The organism is Thioalkalivibrio sp. ALM2T (genome assembly GCF_000381505.1).
Classification (GTDB): Bacteria; Pseudomonadota; Gammaproteobacteria; order Ectothiorhodospirales; family Ectothiorhodospiraceae; genus Thioalkalivibrio; species Thioalkalivibrio versutus.
Genome location: NZ_KB906560.1, coordinates 66,611 through 82,672, shown reverse-complemented (window position 1 = coordinate 82,672; position 16,062 = coordinate 66,611). Strand labels below are relative to the sequence as shown.

At 66.3% G+C, this 16,062-nt stretch carries 13 protein-coding genes and 2 pseudogenes; 13 read left to right on the top strand and 2 right to left on the bottom strand.

Annotated elements, in window-relative coordinates:
* Positions 1 to 155 precede the first annotated feature (155 nt).
* From F816_RS0107255 to F816_RS0107225, 8 genes and pseudogenes are all read left to right on the top strand, one after another.
* On the top strand, positions 156 to 1,712 hold the full coding sequence (locus tag F816_RS0107255) for an EAL domain-containing protein (RefSeq protein ID WP_019594178.1): 1,557 nt from the start codon (positions 156 to 158) through the stop codon (positions 1,710 to 1,712).
* A gap of 7 nt (positions 1,713 to 1,719) precedes the next feature.
* Positions 1,720 to 2,499, top strand: a complete 780-nt coding sequence (locus tag F816_RS0107250) for a hypothetical protein (RefSeq protein ID WP_019594177.1) — start codon at positions 1,720 to 1,722, stop codon at positions 2,497 to 2,499.
* A 57-nt stretch (positions 2,500 to 2,556) separates the two neighbouring features.
* Positions 2,557 to 2,971, top strand: a pseudogene (locus tag F816_RS14075) (PAS domain-containing protein); the annotation flags it as partial.
* Between the two features lie 295 nt (positions 2,972 to 3,266).
* Positions 3,267 to 3,881, top strand: a pseudogene (locus F816_RS14070) (diguanylate cyclase); the annotation flags it as partial.
* Positions 3,882 to 4,087: 206 nt separating this feature from the next.
* Complete coding sequence (locus tag F816_RS0107240) at positions 4,088 to 4,471, top strand: hypothetical protein (protein ID WP_019594174.1); 384 nt, start codon at positions 4,088 to 4,090, stop codon at positions 4,469 to 4,471.
* Positions 4,472 to 4,642: 171 nt separating this feature from the next.
* Positions 4,643 to 7,123 carry an EAL domain-containing protein gene (locus F816_RS0107235; protein ID WP_019594173.1) on the top strand — a complete coding sequence of 827 codons (2,481 nt, stop codon included), beginning with the start codon at positions 4,643 to 4,645 and terminating at the stop codon, positions 7,121 to 7,123.
* Between the two features lie 134 nt (positions 7,124 to 7,257).
* Positions 7,258 to 7,542: an MliC family protein gene (locus F816_RS0107230; RefSeq protein WP_018144242.1), complete on the top strand. Its 285-nt coding sequence runs from the start codon at positions 7,258 to 7,260 to the stop codon at positions 7,540 to 7,542.
* Positions 7,539 to 8,576 carry a phosphotransferase gene (locus F816_RS0107225; protein WP_019594172.1) on the top strand — a complete coding sequence of 346 codons (1,038 nt, stop codon included), beginning with the start codon at positions 7,539 to 7,541 and terminating at the stop codon, positions 8,574 to 8,576. The genes F816_RS0107230 and F816_RS0107225 overlap by 4 nt, the downstream gene beginning before the upstream one ends.
* 144 nt (positions 8,577 to 8,720) lie before the next feature.
* On the opposite strand, the gene F816_RS0107220 is transcribed toward F816_RS0107225, so the two are convergent.
* The gene (locus F816_RS0107220; protein ID WP_026333186.1) at positions 8,721 to 9,614 is read right to left on the bottom strand and encodes a hypothetical protein; all 894 of its coding nucleotides are present in this window, start codon (positions 9,612 to 9,614) and stop codon (positions 8,721 to 8,723) included.
* A gap of 97 nt (positions 9,615 to 9,711) precedes the next feature.
* Between F816_RS0107220 and F816_RS0107215 the strand changes: the two genes are divergently transcribed.
* From F816_RS0107215 to F816_RS0107200, 4 genes are all read left to right on the top strand, one after another.
* Positions 9,712 to 11,019, top strand: coding sequence for a PAS domain S-box protein (locus F816_RS0107215; RefSeq protein ID WP_019594170.1), 1,308 nt, complete (start codon positions 9,712 to 9,714; stop codon positions 11,017 to 11,019).
* 187 nt (positions 11,020 to 11,206) lie between these two features.
* The gene (msrA, locus tag F816_RS0107210; RefSeq protein ID WP_019594169.1) at positions 11,207 to 11,845 is read left to right on the top strand and encodes a peptide-methionine (S)-S-oxide reductase MsrA; all 639 of its coding nucleotides are present in this window, start codon (positions 11,207 to 11,209) and stop codon (positions 11,843 to 11,845) included.
* A 108-nt stretch (positions 11,846 to 11,953) separates the two neighbouring features.
* Positions 11,954 to 13,066, top strand: coding sequence for a flagellin (locus F816_RS0107205; protein ID WP_019594168.1), 1,113 nt, complete (start codon positions 11,954 to 11,956; stop codon positions 13,064 to 13,066).
* 196 nt (positions 13,067 to 13,262) lie between these two features.
* Entirely contained in the window at positions 13,263 to 13,577 is a 315-nt protein-coding gene (locus F816_RS0107200) for a hypothetical protein (protein ID WP_026333185.1), read from the top strand.
* Positions 13,578 to 13,613: 36 nt separating this feature from the next.
* On the opposite strand, the gene F816_RS0107195 is transcribed toward F816_RS0107200, so the two are convergent.
* A complete protein-coding gene (locus F816_RS0107195) occupies positions 13,614 to 14,855 on the bottom strand; it encodes an HD-GYP domain-containing protein (RefSeq protein WP_019594166.1) in 1,242 nt (413 codons plus the stop codon).
* 141 nt (positions 14,856 to 14,996) lie between these two features.
* Between F816_RS0107195 and F816_RS0107190 the strand changes: the two genes are divergently transcribed.
* Positions 14,997 to 16,007 carry a TIGR00341 family protein gene (locus F816_RS0107190; protein ID WP_019594165.1) on the top strand — a complete coding sequence of 337 codons (1,011 nt, stop codon included), beginning with the start codon at positions 14,997 to 14,999 and terminating at the stop codon, positions 16,005 to 16,007.
* Positions 16,008 to 16,062: the final 55 nt, after the last annotated feature.

The following is a 16,062-nucleotide window of genomic DNA, read 5'->3' as shown; positions in this document are numbered from 1 at the left end:
CGCCCTCTTCCCGATCCTGGTTCATGGCCACACCTCCCGACGCGGACTCCTCATTCTGACCATAGACGGTGCCGAATCTCCGTGACATTACGGGTACCGGCCTGAGGTCCGCCCCGTGCTACGCTCGATCCGTTCGATTCCAGCCCCTGGTGAATATGATCACCCGACGCGACAAGGTCCTGCTCTCGGTCTCCGCCGCGACCCTGCTCGGCATCCTGCTGCCGCTCGCCGCCCTGGGCTGGTTCCTGTGGCAGGAATCCGTGGTCGCCGAGGAGAAGCGCCTGGCCGAACTCTCCCAGCGTCTGGGCGAACAGACCGAAGCCGCGCTGGTGGACGCCCGCGAACTGCTGGACAGCCTCAACCAACTGGACCAGGAACCCTGCTCCCCGGAGCACCTGGAACGCCTTCAGGACGCGGCCATCGCACGGCCTCATGTGCGTGCCATCGGGTACTGGCGCGCGGCCGAACGCCAGTGCGGTGCGGGGTTTGTCCAGGGCGAGGCCCTCACGCCACCGCGCGCCAGCCGCATCTACAACACCGGCGTGGTCGCCTGGTGGCCGAGCGCGGACACCGCCGTGGGCGGTGTGGAGCTGTTTCTGATGCGCTTCGGCCAGCATGATGTCGCGATCGACCCACGCCTGTTGATCAGTCCGGGCCTGCTGGACAAGCAACGGGTCGGCCTGTGGGTCGAAGGCCTTCCCATGAGCCGCTATCCCGCTGACGCCGACCTGCCATCACCCGACATCACCCCCATTGGCCTGAGCGTCGACCGCGCCCAGGGGCGCATCGTCAGCCGCTTCTCGCTGGACACGCTCTTCCCGGTCGACATCATTGCCGCGCAGCCGCTGGCGGCCTTCTGGGATCGCTACCTTTCCACCCTGATCGTGGCGGGCATCTTCGGGCTGCTCTTGGTGACCCTCTGGCTACTCCTGGTCCTGCATTACCTGCGCCGCCACCTGAGCCTGGCCAGCGAGCTGCGCGAGGCCATTGCCAACGAGCGCCTGAGTGTCGAGTACCAGCCCATCGTCGACCTCGCGGACGGCCGTTGCCGGGGTGCCGAGGCCCTGGCCCGCTGGCATCGCGAGGGCGACGAGACCATCCGCCCGGATGTCTTTGTGCCGCTCGCGGAGGACACCGGGCAGGCCACCGATCTGACCCTGGCGATCCTGCGCGCGATCCTCCGCGATCTGGGCGACAACCTGCGGGCGCATCCCGAGCAGGCCATCAACCTCAACATTACCGGCCACGACCTGGCGTCGGACCGCTTCGGGGATGCGCTGCGCAAGGCCCTGCGCGAGGCAGGTGTCGCACCCTCCGCAATCAAGCTGGAGCTGACCGAACGCTCCCTGCTCAACGAAGACGCCATACGCGCCCGCCTGCGGGAACTGCGTCGGCGCGGCCACCGCATCGCCATCGACGACTTTGGCACAGGATATTCAAGCCTTTCCTACCTGGAACGTTTCGAACTCGATACACTAAAAATCGACAAGTCCTTTGCCGATGCCATCGCCCACGAAGCGGTGACCAGCCATGTCATCGGCCACATCATCGAGATGGCCCGCTCGCTCAATCTGCAGATCGTCGCCGAGGGCATCGAATCGGCCCACCAGGTCGAATGGTTGCGCGCGCAGGGCGTGGAAGGCGGACAGGGCTACCACTTCAGCCGTCCCCTGTCCGCCGAGGCCTTCCTCGACTGGTGCAGCCAACACTGAGGAGACCATGTTCCAATCTTCGAACACCCGTCGCTCGGGCCGCATCCTGGCGCTCCCCCTGTTACTGTCCGCAATGGCCTCGGGCTGCGCCCTGTTGCCGGTGGAGCAGGATGCACCGACTCCCACCGGCGACCGCCCCGCCTCCGAACCCGCGGCGCCGGAAACCGATACGGCGCCACCCGCAGGCACCGATAGCCAGCCCGAAACGGATACGGATACGGATACGGATACGGCCGCAGATACGGATACCGAGACGGAGACGGAAACCCGCTCGACGGAACCCACCGAACCGTCACTGGGCCTGCACATCGCCCGCTCGTCCAGTGCCGAAAGCGAACGACGCGTCTTGCTGAGGGAACAGGGTCACGAAACCCTGGACCCCGGCCGCCTGGGCTACTACATGGACGTCCTGGGGGCCCGCCTGCGCCAGGAGTTGTCCGGACAGCCCAGCGCGATCGATCATCAGGATTCGGGTATCCGCGTGACCCTGCCGGAAGGTGCGGACCAGGCCCGCGCACTGGATACCATCGGCCGGCTGCTCGACGAGTTTGGTGCCAGCCTGGTGACCGTCATCGCGCATGGACACGGCATGGACGCGTCCGACACCTCATCGGAGGGCACGGAGGCAGATGCGATGGCCGCGGGCCGCCGCCTGGAGAACGCCGGGGTCGCCCCCGAACGCCTGGTCCTGCGCGTCTTCGGCACCACCACCCCGGCCGGGAACCTCGGCAGCGAGGCGTTCTCCCCGCAGATCGAGCTGCGGATCCAGCCCCTCGCCGCCAGCTGATCAATCCAACCACCACGCAATACCGCCTGTGCGCCCCAAAGAAGGACTCGATTCGCCATGAACGCGACCGCAGCCGACGAGGCGGAGAACGCAGGGACGGCCCCGGGACCGGGCATCGAATCGCCCACCACGCACCCCGAGATGGAACCGGACAGCACCGTCTATCGCACGCTGCTGGAATCCACCCGCGCCATCCCGTGGAGGATCGACTGGGCGACCATGCGCTTCACCTATATCGGCCCGCAGATCGAGGCGTTGCTGGGCTGGACGCCGGAGAGCTGGGTCAGCATCGACGACTGGGTGGAACGCATGCACCCCGACGACCGCGACTCGGTCGTCAACTTCTGCGTGACCCAGTCGCAGTCCGGGGTCGACCACGAGGCCGACTATCGTGCGCTGACGCGGGACGGGCACTACATCTGGATCCGCGATGTCGTCCACGTAATGCGCAAAAACGGCGAGGTTGAGGCGCCAGGGCAACACTGACCACTGTTCACGCTCGCGCTCGAGTCGCTTTTGCGTGCGAACAAGGCGCGGTGACTGCCGTGCAGTCATTCTGCACAAGGGAACCGCAACGCCGTGCGCGCGCCCGTTTTTGATAACAACGGGCGGCCGAGCCCCTGCATTGAATGGTTTGCGGGGTTGGCACCCCAGGTTCCCCGATCCTGCGTTGCGCCGCTTGCGGGTAGAACCACTACCCGCTGCACGACGCGCCTTGTCTCGGAAAACCTGGGGTTCCAACGCGAGCGTGAACAGTGGTCAGTGTTGCCCAAGTCGGTTTCATGTTCGACATCAGCGCGCGCAAGCAACAGGAAGAAGAACTGCTGCGCCTGAAGTCCGAACTGGAGGCCCTGTCCTACCGCGACACGCTCACCGGCATCACCAACCGTCGGCAGTTCGACCTCGTACTCGAACGCGAGTGGGCCCACGCCCGGCGCGACCAGCGCCCGCTCTCCGCCGTCATGCTCGATATCGACCACTTCAAGGAATACAACGACCGCTACGGACACCCGGCCGGCGACGGCTGTCTGCAGCGAATTGCCACCTGCCTCGCCGGCGTCGTCGGCCGCGAACAGGACCTGCTGGCACGCCGGGGCGGGGAGGAGTTCGTACTGATCCTGCCGGGCACCGATATCGACGCGGCCCACGCGCTGGCCGAGCGCTGCCTGCAGCGCATCCGCGAGGAGGCGATCCCGCACGCGAGTTCCCGCGTGGCCCCCACACTGACCGCCAGCGCCGGGGTCGGCTGCCTCACCCCCAACGAGACCCGCCACGCCACGCAGGTGGTCGAGGCCGCGGACCGCGCCCTGTACCAGGCCAAGCGCGGCGGGCGCGACCGGGTCGCCATTGCCACGGCCGACACCGCCAAACCCAGGGCCTGAACCAACCCCAACGCCGGTGATCTGAACGGATAGCAACCGGACCACGCCCCGCGCGGGGCCGGAACGCAGTCCATCCGCGGCCGGGCCGAGCGCCAGGGCCGTGATCCACGTCCAGTCCTCGCGCAGCGGTCGCCGGGCCACGTGGAAAACATCCCGGATTCGGACCAGACTCCGGGGAAAGCGGCACCCCGGAGGGAGGGATCGACATGACCAGCCTGCATCAACCCGCGCGGGAACCTGCGCTCTACCGTTTTCTCGGCATCGTGTTGCCTCCGGTGGCGGCGTACCGCTACGGCGCCGCCGCCCACAGCTGCGCCGCGCCAATTGCCATTGCCTGGGCGGCCGCCCTCGTGTCGATCGCCTATGCCCTGCTGACCGGCCTGGCCGGCATCTCCGGCTACGGCGGCTTCCCGCTGGCAATCGGTCTGTTCCTGTGGGTGTTTGCGACGGTATGGACCTTCCTGGTCGTGCGAAACGTGCAGGCGGATCCCTCCCTTACCGACCCCCGGACACACGAACAACGCGTCCGCCAGCGCGAGGACGCCCACGACCCGCTGGATGAACTCGATTCCGGCGAACGCCGGCGCTGACATCTCCGCCCGCACCCGCGCCCCACTGAACCGCGCCGCGTTGACGCCGCTTGACCGCCCCTGAAATCTGCCTCCTGAATACGGTTTGCGCCTTCAGAATTCCCCTGACAAACTCGGGACAACGCGTTCGTATGGGAGGAGCCAGCGGGACGCGTCCGACAGGGGAAATGCATGAGCGATTCGTCCGGGGTGAAGGTCCAGTACGAGGACCTGGTGGAAAACCACCCCTTCATCATCATCTGTTATCGACCCGACACCACCATCTTCTATGCCAACCGGGCGGCCCACGAGTACTTCGCGGCGCCCGCCGGCAGCCTGCTCGGGCACCGCTGGATCCATGACCTCCCCGAAGAGCGGCAGCCCGAGAACCGCGCCGACCTGCTGCGCTATACCCCCGACGCGCCCGTGCGCACCATCGAGAACCCGGTGCGCCGCGGCGACGGGGCCGACCGCTGGATCCGCTGGACCAGCCGCGCCTTCTTCAACGAGGCCGCCGAGATCACCCATTTTCAGACCCTCGGAATCGACGTCACGGACCGCAAGCAGGGCGAACTCCTGCGCGAGAACCTGCTGGGGAGCCTGGCCGAGGGCGTCTTCGGCATCGACGCCGATGGCAACTACACCTTCCTCAACCCCGCGGCCTGCGAACTGCTCGGGTTCGCCAGCGAAGACGAGGCCCTGAGCCACAATTCGCACGAACTGTCGCACCACAGCCGACCCGACGGCCAGGCCTTCCCCGCCACGGAATGCCCGGTCTACCGGGTCTTGCGCACCGGCGAGCCGTTGCAGGCCTGCGAGGAGTATTTCTGGAGCCGCGCGGGACACGGGTTCCCGGTACTGATCAACGCCGCCCCGCTGTTCGATGCCCGCAACCGTGTTACCGGCGCCGTGGTCTCGTTCCAGGACATCACCGAGCGTCGCGCGGCGCGCGAGGCGCTGGAACAGCGCGAGGCGGAACTGCAGGAGGCGCAACAGATCGCCCATCTGGGCAACTGGATCTCGGACTTCGACGCCGGGGGCATCCGCTGGTCCAGCGAGGTGTTCCGCATCTTCGGCCTCGAATACGACCAATGGGGTGCTACCCACGAGGCGTTCATGCAGGCGGTGCACCCGGACGATCGCGAGCGCGTGCAGCGCGCGGTCGACGACGCCCTCACCCCCGAAGGATCGGAATACGACATCGAGCACCGCATCGTCCGCCCCGATGGCTCCGTCCGCATCGTCTACCAGCGCGGGAGCGTGGACTTCGATACCCAGGGCCGACCCCAACGCATGGCCGGCGTGGTGCACGACATCACCGAACGGCGCGAAGCGGAACGCCACCTCCATTTCATCACCTACCACGACGCCCTCACCGGCCTGCCCAACCGCACCCGCTTTGCCGAACGCGCCGACCAGGCCGTCACCGATGCCGAGCGCCTGGGGCGTCCACTGGTGCTGGCCCACATCGGCCTGGATCGCTTCAAGAGCGTCAACGAAGGCATGGGCCAGGCCACCGGCGACGAGGTCCTGCAACATGTGGCCCGGCGTCTGGAAAACCGTCTGCCGGTCGGTGGCGTACTGGCACGCCTGGGCGGCGACGAGTTCGGCGCCCTGCTCCCGGTGGAGTCTCCCGGCTCGGTCGCCGGCGCGGTCACCCGCCTGCTGGAGCCACTGCGCCAGATCATCAAGGCTGGCGAGCACGAGCTCTATGTGCCCGGTTCCGTCGGGGTCGCCGTGTATCCCCACGACACCCAGGATGCGCCCGACCTGATGCGCCGCGCCGAATCCGCGATGCATCAGGCCAAACGCACCGAGGGCAATGCCATCCAGTTCTGTTCCGGCGAGCTCAACAACGACGTGCGCACACGCGTCTCGCTGGAGGGCCAACTGCGGCGCGCGGTCGATCACCAGGAAGGTTTCTTTCTCCACTACCAGCCGCGGATGGCGGCCGGCGATGGCCGTATCGTCGGCGTCGAGGCCCTGCTGCGCTGGGAGGATGGAGCCGGCACCGTGCATTCGCCGGGCGCCTTCATCCCGATCCTCGAAGAGACCGGACTGATCGTCGAACTGGGCCAGTGGATACTGACCGAGGCCTGCCGTCAGTGTCGGGAATGGCATCAGGCCGGGCTGCCACCGGTCCGCGTGTCCGTCAATCTGGCCGCCCCCCAGTTTCGGGATCGCCAGATAGCGCACAGCATCGACCGGGTATTGGAACACACCCACCTGAGTGCGGACGCCCTGGAGCTGGAGGTCACCGAGAGCATGCTGATGGCCGATACCGACCAGGTCATCCGCACCTTGGGCCAGTTTCGCGAGCGCGGGGTGCGCGTAGCCTTGGACGACTTCGGCACCGGGTATTCATCGCTGGCCTATCTGCGCCGTTTTCCGCTGGATGTGCTGAAGATCGATCGCTGCTTCGTCGCGGACCTGGAGACCGAGTCGAGCGCGGGCGCCATCGTGCGCACCATCCTCAGCCTCGCGGATAACCTGGGCCTCGAATCCGTCGCCGAGGGCGTGGAGACCGAGGCCCAGCAAGCCTTCCTGCAGGAGGCCGGTTGCCAGACCCTGCAGGGCTTCCTGTTTGCCCGCCCGCAGCCAGCCGCCGACTGCCAACAGATGCTCGCCGAGCCCGCTTCGTCCGCCGCCACGCAGCCTGGCCGCAGCGCCTGAGCGGTTCCCCGCGCCATGTTCGCGCGCCCAAGCGACGACGCAGCGAGCATGCACATCGATCCGTGTTTCCCTACGATGGACCATCACTAACCGGAGACCATCGCGTGCGCCTAGCAATCGTTCTGGCAGGAATCATGCTGATCGCCGGCTGCAGCGCGCTGCCGCGGGGCGATGATGCCCCGCGCGAGGTGGCCTACATCTGCGCCTACGGCCCCGAACTCACCGCCACCTTCGAGGGCGAGCAGGCCGTGCTGGCCTTCAACGGGGCCCGCGCCCGACTACAAGCCACCGAGACGGCCTACGGCGGGCGCTACGCCAATCCCACCGACGACATCGTGTTCTGGACCCGCGACGACGCCGCCATGCTCGAGATGCTGGGCGTGTTCTGGAGCTGTCGCGCCCTGCCCGACCGCGGATGACCGACGCAGCGACCCGTTTCGTCCTGCAGGCCACCAGTGCCCGCACGGCGGTGCGCGGCCCGGTCATCCAGACCCTCTGGAGCGGCTACGGAGAGATCGTGCGCTACCTTCTTGAAGGCGGCGACTCCCCCACAGTCATCCTCAAGCACATCGTGTTCCCCGACGAACTGGACCATCCGCGCGGCTGGAGCAACAACCGCTCGCATCAGCGCAAGGTCCGCTCCTATCAGGTGGAGATGGCCTGGTACCGCGACTGGGCCAACCAATGCGACGCCAGCACCCGTGTGCCCCGCTGTCTGGATACCGCGACCATCGGCGGCGAGCACCTGATCGTGCTGGAGGACCTCGACGCTGCCGGTTTCCCGCAGCGCAAGGACCACCTGACCCGCGCCGAGGCGCGGCTCTGCCTGCGCTGGCTCGCCCGCTTCCACGCGCGTTTCATGGGGCGGGAGCCCACCGGCCTGTGGCCCGAGGGCAGCTACTGGCATCTGGCCACCCGCCCGGACGAGTGGGCCGCCATCGAGGACCCCGCGATTCGCGAGACGGCAGCGACCCTCAACAACGCCCTGACCGGCGCCCGCTATCGCAGCTTGGTCCACGGCGATGCCAAGGTCGCCAACTTCTGCTTTGCGCCAGAGGGCGACGCCGTCGCAGCCGTGGATTTCCAGTATGTCGGGGGCGGCTGCGGCATGCGCGATGTGGCCTATTTCCTCGGGAGCTGCCTGGACGAACGGGAACAGGAGAACGGGGAGGCCGACCTGCTGGATGCCTATTTCGCGGCATTGCGCGAGGCCCTGAACGAACGGGGCAAGGGCACGGAAGCCGATGCCATCGAGCACGAGTGGCGTGCGCTGTTCCCCATTGCCCAGGCCGACTTCTACCGCTTCCTGGTCGGCTGGATGCCGGATCACTGGAAGATCCACGACTACAGCCGCCGCACGGCACTGGCCGTGGTCCAACGCCTTCAGGAAGGTGGCTTGTCCGACACCCCATCGGGGGCGTATTCGAGCGCTTCCGCGAGCTCCAGCCAGTAGGGCCCGACCGCACAGCAACCCCACAAGCAATCGGCTACCGCCGGCGCATCCGGAACTGCGGGGGCATTTGGAGTCGGCAGATCGACCCTGGGTCGGCTCACGTCGTTCATGGCGAGCCGATGACGGCACCCCCGAACACATCCCTTACGGTGCGGCAGTATCCGCCGCGGGGGGCGCCGCAGCCCCCGAGAAACCGGGCCCACGGACATCCGCAGGCGCCCAGTCGCGTCCGCTGTCCCGACCAGTCACCCACCACTCGTGCACGAACAGCCGCAGCGGCCCGCGCACCCGTTCCTCGAAGCGCGTAGGCAGGGTGTACCCCTCGATCTCCGCGTACTCCAGGAAGGTCGTATCCACGTGGGCACCCTGGGTGGGGCCAAAGCCGTTCAGGGTGACATGCACGCGATAAAGCAGGTCGGTTTCGGGGTGGATCCACATCACCACCCGGTCTTCATCCGCCTCGCCGAACCCGGGCTCAATGGTGGCCAGTACCCGGCGGTAGTTCACACCGCCCTCGCGCTGGTCCGCCAGCCGCTCCATGTCGGTCGCCCGGTGTTTGACGAAGCTCGGACCGTAGTGGAACAGCTCGCCGGCGTCCGTGGTCATCGCGCTGGCGCGAATCCGGTCGCGGTCCGAACTGCGCTCGCCATCGTAATACAAGCGGAATTCGTCACCGTCGCGAAAGACGCTCTTGGTGCCCTCGGGACCGGTGTAGTGGACCGCATACAGATCATCGGCGGGGCGATAACGCTCCTCGCCCTGGCCACGGTATTCGCCGTCGGCTACCAGCGGCTGGAGGCGCTGGATCACGCGCCCCCACTCGCCATCGGTCGCCTGATTCAGATCACCCGGGTATTCGCGCAGGTCCCCGCCGTGGGCCGCAAGCGTTCGCTGAAACAGGGCCTCCGCACTCAGTCCGTCGTCGAATTCCGGATCCGGACCGGGCTGCGGGAAGGTGCCCCCACATCCGGCCAGCAGGACCGCAACTCCCAACCAGAGGGCGGCGGCTGGTACCCCGATTCTTGCCCAATCAACCATATATCGCTCCTAGCAGAAAACATCTGTACTTTTCTTGTACATTACCTGTACATTGTTTTCAACGGCCTCTACCGTACCCGGTCACAAGGAGCTCGCCATGTTCTTCAACCCCGCCGTTTCGCCGACGGCCCATCCTGCTACGGGAACCACCGACGCGGCCGTGCTCGACGCAGTTCGGGAGGCCGTCGCCTACATCGAGTTCACCCCGCGCGGCCAGGTCCTCGATACCAACGAGCTCTTCCTGAAGACCATAGGCCACCCGCGCGAGGACGTCATCGGCCAGCACCACCGGATGTTCTGCAGCCCCGAGTACGCACGCTCTTTGCAGTACCGCGACTTCTGGCGCCGCCTGGCGGCCGGGGAATCGCATACCGGAACCTTCCCCCGAGTGACGCGCACGGGCGAAACCATCTGGCTGGAAGCCACCTACTTCCCCGTGCGCGACACCCAGGGCCAGGTGGAGAAGATCGCGAAGATCGCCTACGACGTCACCGAAAAGCAGGAACAACTGCGCGACCAGGCAGCCGTCTTCACCGCCCTGGACCGCTCCATGGCGGTGATCGAGTTCACCCCGGAAGGCGAGATCCTCAAGGCCAACGACAACTTCCTCCAGGCGGTCGGCTACAACCTCGACGACATACACGGCCAGCATCATCGAATCTTCTGCGACGATACCTTCTATCGCGATCATCCCGATTTCTGGGAGCGCCTGGCGCAGGGCCAGCTCATGAGCGGGAAGTTCCGGCGCCTGAAGGCCAACGGCCAGGAGCTGTGGCTGGAGGCCACCTACAATCCGATTCTCGACCAACAAGGCCAGGTCGAGAAGGTCATCAAGTTTGCCACCGACATCACCGCCAGCGTGCATACGGCGCAGCGCACCCGCGAGGCCTCGGCCGTCGCCCACGACATGGCCCAGAAGACCGCCGCCAGCGCCCGCAATGGCGAAGAGTCGCTGCGTCTGAACGCCCAGCACACCGACCAGATCCGTACTGAAGTTCGCGAGGCCCAGGAGGCGGTCGAGCGCCTGAACGCCGAGGCGCGCGACATCGAGTCCATCATCGAGACCATCCGCACCGTGGCCGAGACCACCCGGATGCTGTCGCTCAACGCCGCGATCGAGGCGGCCCGCGCCGGCGAGCAGGGGCGCGGCTTTGCTGTGGTCGCCCAGGAGGTGCGCAAGCTTGCCGCCAACACCCGCGAAGCCACCACCCGCATCGCCGAGGTACTCAACGGCAATCTGGAACGTACGCGCGAAATCGCCGAACGCATCGGCACGGTCCGCGAGGTTGCCGAACAAGCCGACGCCCAGGTCCAGGCCGTCCAGGGCATCGTCAGCGAGATCCGCGAAGGCGCCAATCTCGTGGTGGAGTCCGTCTCTTCAATCCCCCACGATAGTCGCGCGTGAGGCGAGCCCTTTGGGCGCGTCGCTCACCGTCGCCGTTGTAATCCAGACCGTGCAAGGGCGTGCCGCCCGCGCAACAATATCCGTTCCCACCGAAAGACCTGCTTCTGTCCGTCAACGGATGGGCGCATGGGCACCTTTCATCCGAGTCCTGGTCCGACATCCCATAGCGCATCCTTCGATACACCCCATGCCCATCATTCGTGCATTTTGGTTTGCGACGCTCGTCCTGCTGGTGTTGCCCTCTGCGGCTCAGACAGAAGAGCGGGCACAAGCGGTCCTGGCCGGTGGCTGCTTCTGGTCCATGCAACCGCCCTTTGACGGACGCGACGGAATCCTCGAGACCGAACTCGGGTATACCGGAGGCCACACCCTCAATCCCGGCTATTGGCAAGTCGTGACCGGGAACACCGGCCACGTCGAGGCCGTACGCATCGTCTACGACCCGTCACGTATCGACTACGCCGAGATCCTGGACATCTTCTGGCGCAGCATCGACCCGACCGATGCCCATGGGCAGTTCTGCGATCGCGGCGCTCACTACCGCACCGCCATCTTTGCGCAGGATGCCGAGCAACGGACGATTGCCGAAGCCGCACGCGCCACACTCGACCACTCGGAACGGTTCGACCTCCCGGTCGCCACCCGCATCCTCGGCGCGAAGCCCTTCCATCGGGCCGAAGATGTTCACCAGGACTACTACCGGAATCACCCGGAACGCTATGCCGACTATGTGGCACAGTGCGGCCGCGAGGAACGCCTGCAGGCGCTATGGGGTCCGCCGAACGACCGTCCACGCAAGCATTCAACGCCCTCACCCACGCGCTAAAGTTCGGCTCAAATCGGCCGTTAACAAACTGTACCCGGAGAGTTCCGGCTACAGTTCCCGGCGGCATGGCACCGGGGTAGGCCGCGATCGCGGGCTGCGAGGGTCCGGGTGATCAATACGAATCTCCTGTCGCTGAATGCACAGCGCAATCTGCGCCTCTCCCAGGGCGCCTTGCAGGTGGCATTGCAACGCCTGGCCTCCGGCCGCCGGATCAACTCCGCCCGCGACGACGCCGCAGGGCTGGCGATCAGCGAACGCTTCACCACCCAGATTCGCGGCCTCAATCAGGCCATGCGCAATGCGCAGGACGGCATCGGGTTGGCGCGCACCGCCGAAGGTGCACTCGGGTCGATGAGTGACAACCTCCAGCGCATACGCGAGCTGGCCCTGCAGGCCGCCAACGGGACCCTGTCGCCCTCCGATCGCCAAGCCCTGAATCAGGAGGCCCGACAGCTTCTCGCCGAGACCAACCGGGTCGCCACGCAGACCACATTCAACGGACGCTCCCTACTTGACGGTAGCGCGCCAACCGCGTTTTTCCAGATCGGCGCCAACGCCGGGCAAACCCTTGCCGTGGACCTGGGCAGCGGCATGCGCACCCAGGATCTTGGCGCAGTCGCCTCCGCCCGGACCGAGGACCTCACCAGCCTGTTCGAAACGGGCCCCGTCACCGTCGACGGCGACTTCCGCATCCAGATGGGTGACGCCAACGAGATCGCGGTACCCGACGGCGAATATCGCTCGCTTGAGGAACTGGCAACCGCCGTGAACCGGGTACTCGCATCCCCGAGCCGGGCCTTTGCGACCCAGGACGGGCGCCTGGAGATCACGGCGCAGGAAACGATCACAATCAGCGGCGACGCCGCACTCGTCACGCTCAACCTGTCGGCCAGTCACATCATTGGCGGAAACCTGACCGCCATCGACCTGAGCACGTCCCAGGGCGCTACCGCTGCCTTCGCCCGCCTGGATCAGGCCATGGATCAGATCAGCGCCCGGCGCAGCCGGCTGGGTGCGGTCCAGAATCGCTTCGAGTCGACCATCGACAACCTCGCCATCAGCAGCGAGAACCTCTCGGCCGCCCGCAGCCGCATCCTGGATACCGATTACGCCACCGAGGTGGCCGCCCTGATTCGCGCCCAGATCCTGCAACAGGCCGGTATCGCCGTCCTCGCCCAGGCCAACCTCGCCCCACAGACGATCCTGCGGCTACTCGCTTAAACGAAACACGCACCATCGGAAGCGAGATCAATGCCACTTAACCCTTGCATTTCAGACGTTTTTAACATAAGGGAAAGTGGTGGCCACTCCGCTGGACGTTCGCAAGGCCCGCGCGTTTCGCCCGTTTTGATCGCGCATTGGAGTCGCCAACGGCCGGACCCACCGGCTTGCCCATTTTCAACGCGCAGGGATCGCCATGAAAACTCGGCTCTCGCTACCAGTATTGCTCGCTGGCCTCTTCCTGACTCTGGCCCTGACCGGCTGTGCCACCACTCATGCGACCACACCGGAGGCCCGCGCTTCCGAAGACGCGCTGTCCCATATCCTGTTCGACTATGACGCGGACGCCTTCACCGCCTACAACATGCGGAACAGCGGTCGGGTCGATATCACCTTCGCACGGGATGTGCCGGATGGACTGTACAGCGAGATGATGGAAGAACTGCGGGCTCATCCGGATATACGCGGGGTGCGCTCCGCGCGCACAGGCCCCGCCTGCGGCCTGTTCTGACGCCACACATCCGGTAAGGGCGCAGGAGGGTCTTCTTTACCAGGCGCCAACAGGCAGGCCAGACCAGAGCTCGTCGAGGTCCGGGAACGGCCATGCGGCCGGATCTTCGCGACCGGCAATCGCTTCCTGGTGATGGGGCGCCGAGAGATCCACGATCTTGGGCGGAATCCGGCAGCCCGAGCTCGTGGAATAGAAGATCTTCACGACCGGCTTGAGCAGTGTCCCGTCCGACTGGTCGACGACCACGCCAATCCGGCCCGACGCCATCCGCACCAGCGACCCCACGGGGTAGATCCCCAGGCTCTTCACGAAGGCCTGGAACACCTTGGGGTCGAAGTGCCCGTCGGCCCATTCGGCCATCTTCCGAATGGACTCACCCGGATCCCATCCAGCCTTGTACGGGCGGTTGGACGTGATCGCGTCGTAGACGTCGCAGACCGCGCCCATCTTCGCGAACAGGCTGATCTGCTCGTCTGTGAGCCCCTCGGGATACCCGGAGCCATCCATCTTTTCGTGGTGATGCAGGCAGACATCCAGGGTGATCGGGTGCAGGGCCTCGTCAGCCGCCTGGAGGATGCGGTGTCCCTCGGATGGATGGCGCTTCATCACGGCGAACTCCTCGTCGGTCAGCTTGCCCGGCTTGTTGAGCACCTCCAGCGGCATGGCGGCCTTGCCAATGTCGTGCATCAAACCGGCCTCGCCGGCAGCCATGAGTTCTACCTCTTCGAGCCCCAGTTCACGCCCCAGCGCAACCATCAAGGCGCATACCGCGACCGAGTGCATGTAGGTGTAATCGTCGGCGTTCTTGAGCCGGGTCAGGCTCACCAGGGCGCGGGAGTTCCGAGTCACCGAATCGGTGATCTCCTCCACCACCTTGCGCGCCAGTTCCGTATCCACCGCCCGGCCCATACGCGCCTCGCCGAAGATCGAGGTCATCGCCTGCCGGGATTTCCGGCAGATCGTGACGGCCCGCTCCAGCTCTTCCGCAGTGGAGACCGGTTCCTGGTGACGCTCCACGGTGGCCGCCGCCTCCAGCGAGGCCTGAACGTCGGCCTCCCGCTCCGCCTCCATCACGGCCTCTCTCGCGCCTTCCAGGTCGCGCCCCTTGGCGGTGTTGATCCACACCTCGCGGATGCTGCTGTTGCGCAGTGTCTCGAGATCCTTCGGGTCGTCCAGAAGAAAGCGCGTGCGCCAGAAGGGATGCTCCATCCACGAGCCACACAGCTCCTGGATGTACATTCCGGGGGCGACATCCTCCACCTTGATCTTTTTCAGCATTCGCAGCTCGGTTTGCACTAACGGCCGGGGTCCCGCCCCGGGGGGCCAATTATCAGTCCAGATTCGAGATCCCACAAATCACGTCTAACGGCGCCTAACGAGAGCCCTTGCTACCATCCGGGAAACCGCAGGGGGAGAACCATGAGCAGCAAGATCATCGAGGTGGTGGGCCCGGCTGGGCACCTGGACACGGTGCTCGGCATTGCCGAGGGATTAGCGATCGACGTCCTCTGGCACGGGGTGGACGAGAACCGCGACCGCATGGCGGTCCACATGCTGGTCAGCACCGAATACCGGCAACGCCTGATGGATGACCTCTACCGTGTACTCAGCACTTCCGAGACGGCGCGCATCCTGGTGCTGCCGGTCGAGGCCGTCCTGCCCGACCCGTTCCAGGAACGCAAAGACGACGGCGCGGACCAGGAACAGGCCGCCAAGAAGGCCCGGGCCGTATCGCGCGAGGAGCTCTACACCAACGTCGCGGGCGGCGCCGACCTGACCGGCCAGTTCGTGCTCCTGACCGTGCTCTCCACCATCGTCGCGGCGATCGGACTGCTGGAAAACAACGTGGCCGTCGTGATCGGGGCCATGGTGATCGCACCCCTGCTGGGGCCCAACCTGGCGCTCGCGCTCGGCACCTCCATGGCCGATACCCGACTGATTGGCCGCGCGCTCGGCACCAATGCGGTGGGGCTCGGCGGCGCCATCCTGATCGGCGCGATCCTCGCCCTGGTCATGTCCGTGGACGTCGGGGCCCGCGAGCTGCAGATGCGCACCGAGGTCGGGCTGGATTCGGTCGCGCTGGCCCTGGCCTCCGGCGCCGCCGCGGTGCTGTCGCTGACCACCGGTCTGCCCACCGTACTGGTGGGCGTGATGGTCGCGGTCGCCCTGCTGCCCCCCGCTGCCACCGTCGGCATCATGCTCGGCTCCGGCGAGTTCTCCGCCGCCTACATGGCGGCGCTGCTGCTCGCGGTCAACGTGGTCTGCGTGAACCTGTCGGCCAAGCTGGTATTCCTCTACCAGGGTGTACGTCCACGCGGGCGCGCCCAGCGCGCGGCCGCCGCCCAAAGCATGGCCGGCTACCTCCTGCTTTGGGCCATCACCCTTGCCCTCCTCGTGTTCCTGATCCTGGAAGCCGACGTCACGCTCTAGCGCCCTGCGTCACCCATGCGAACGAGAGGGTACATCGGCAGGCGTAGTTTTTCGG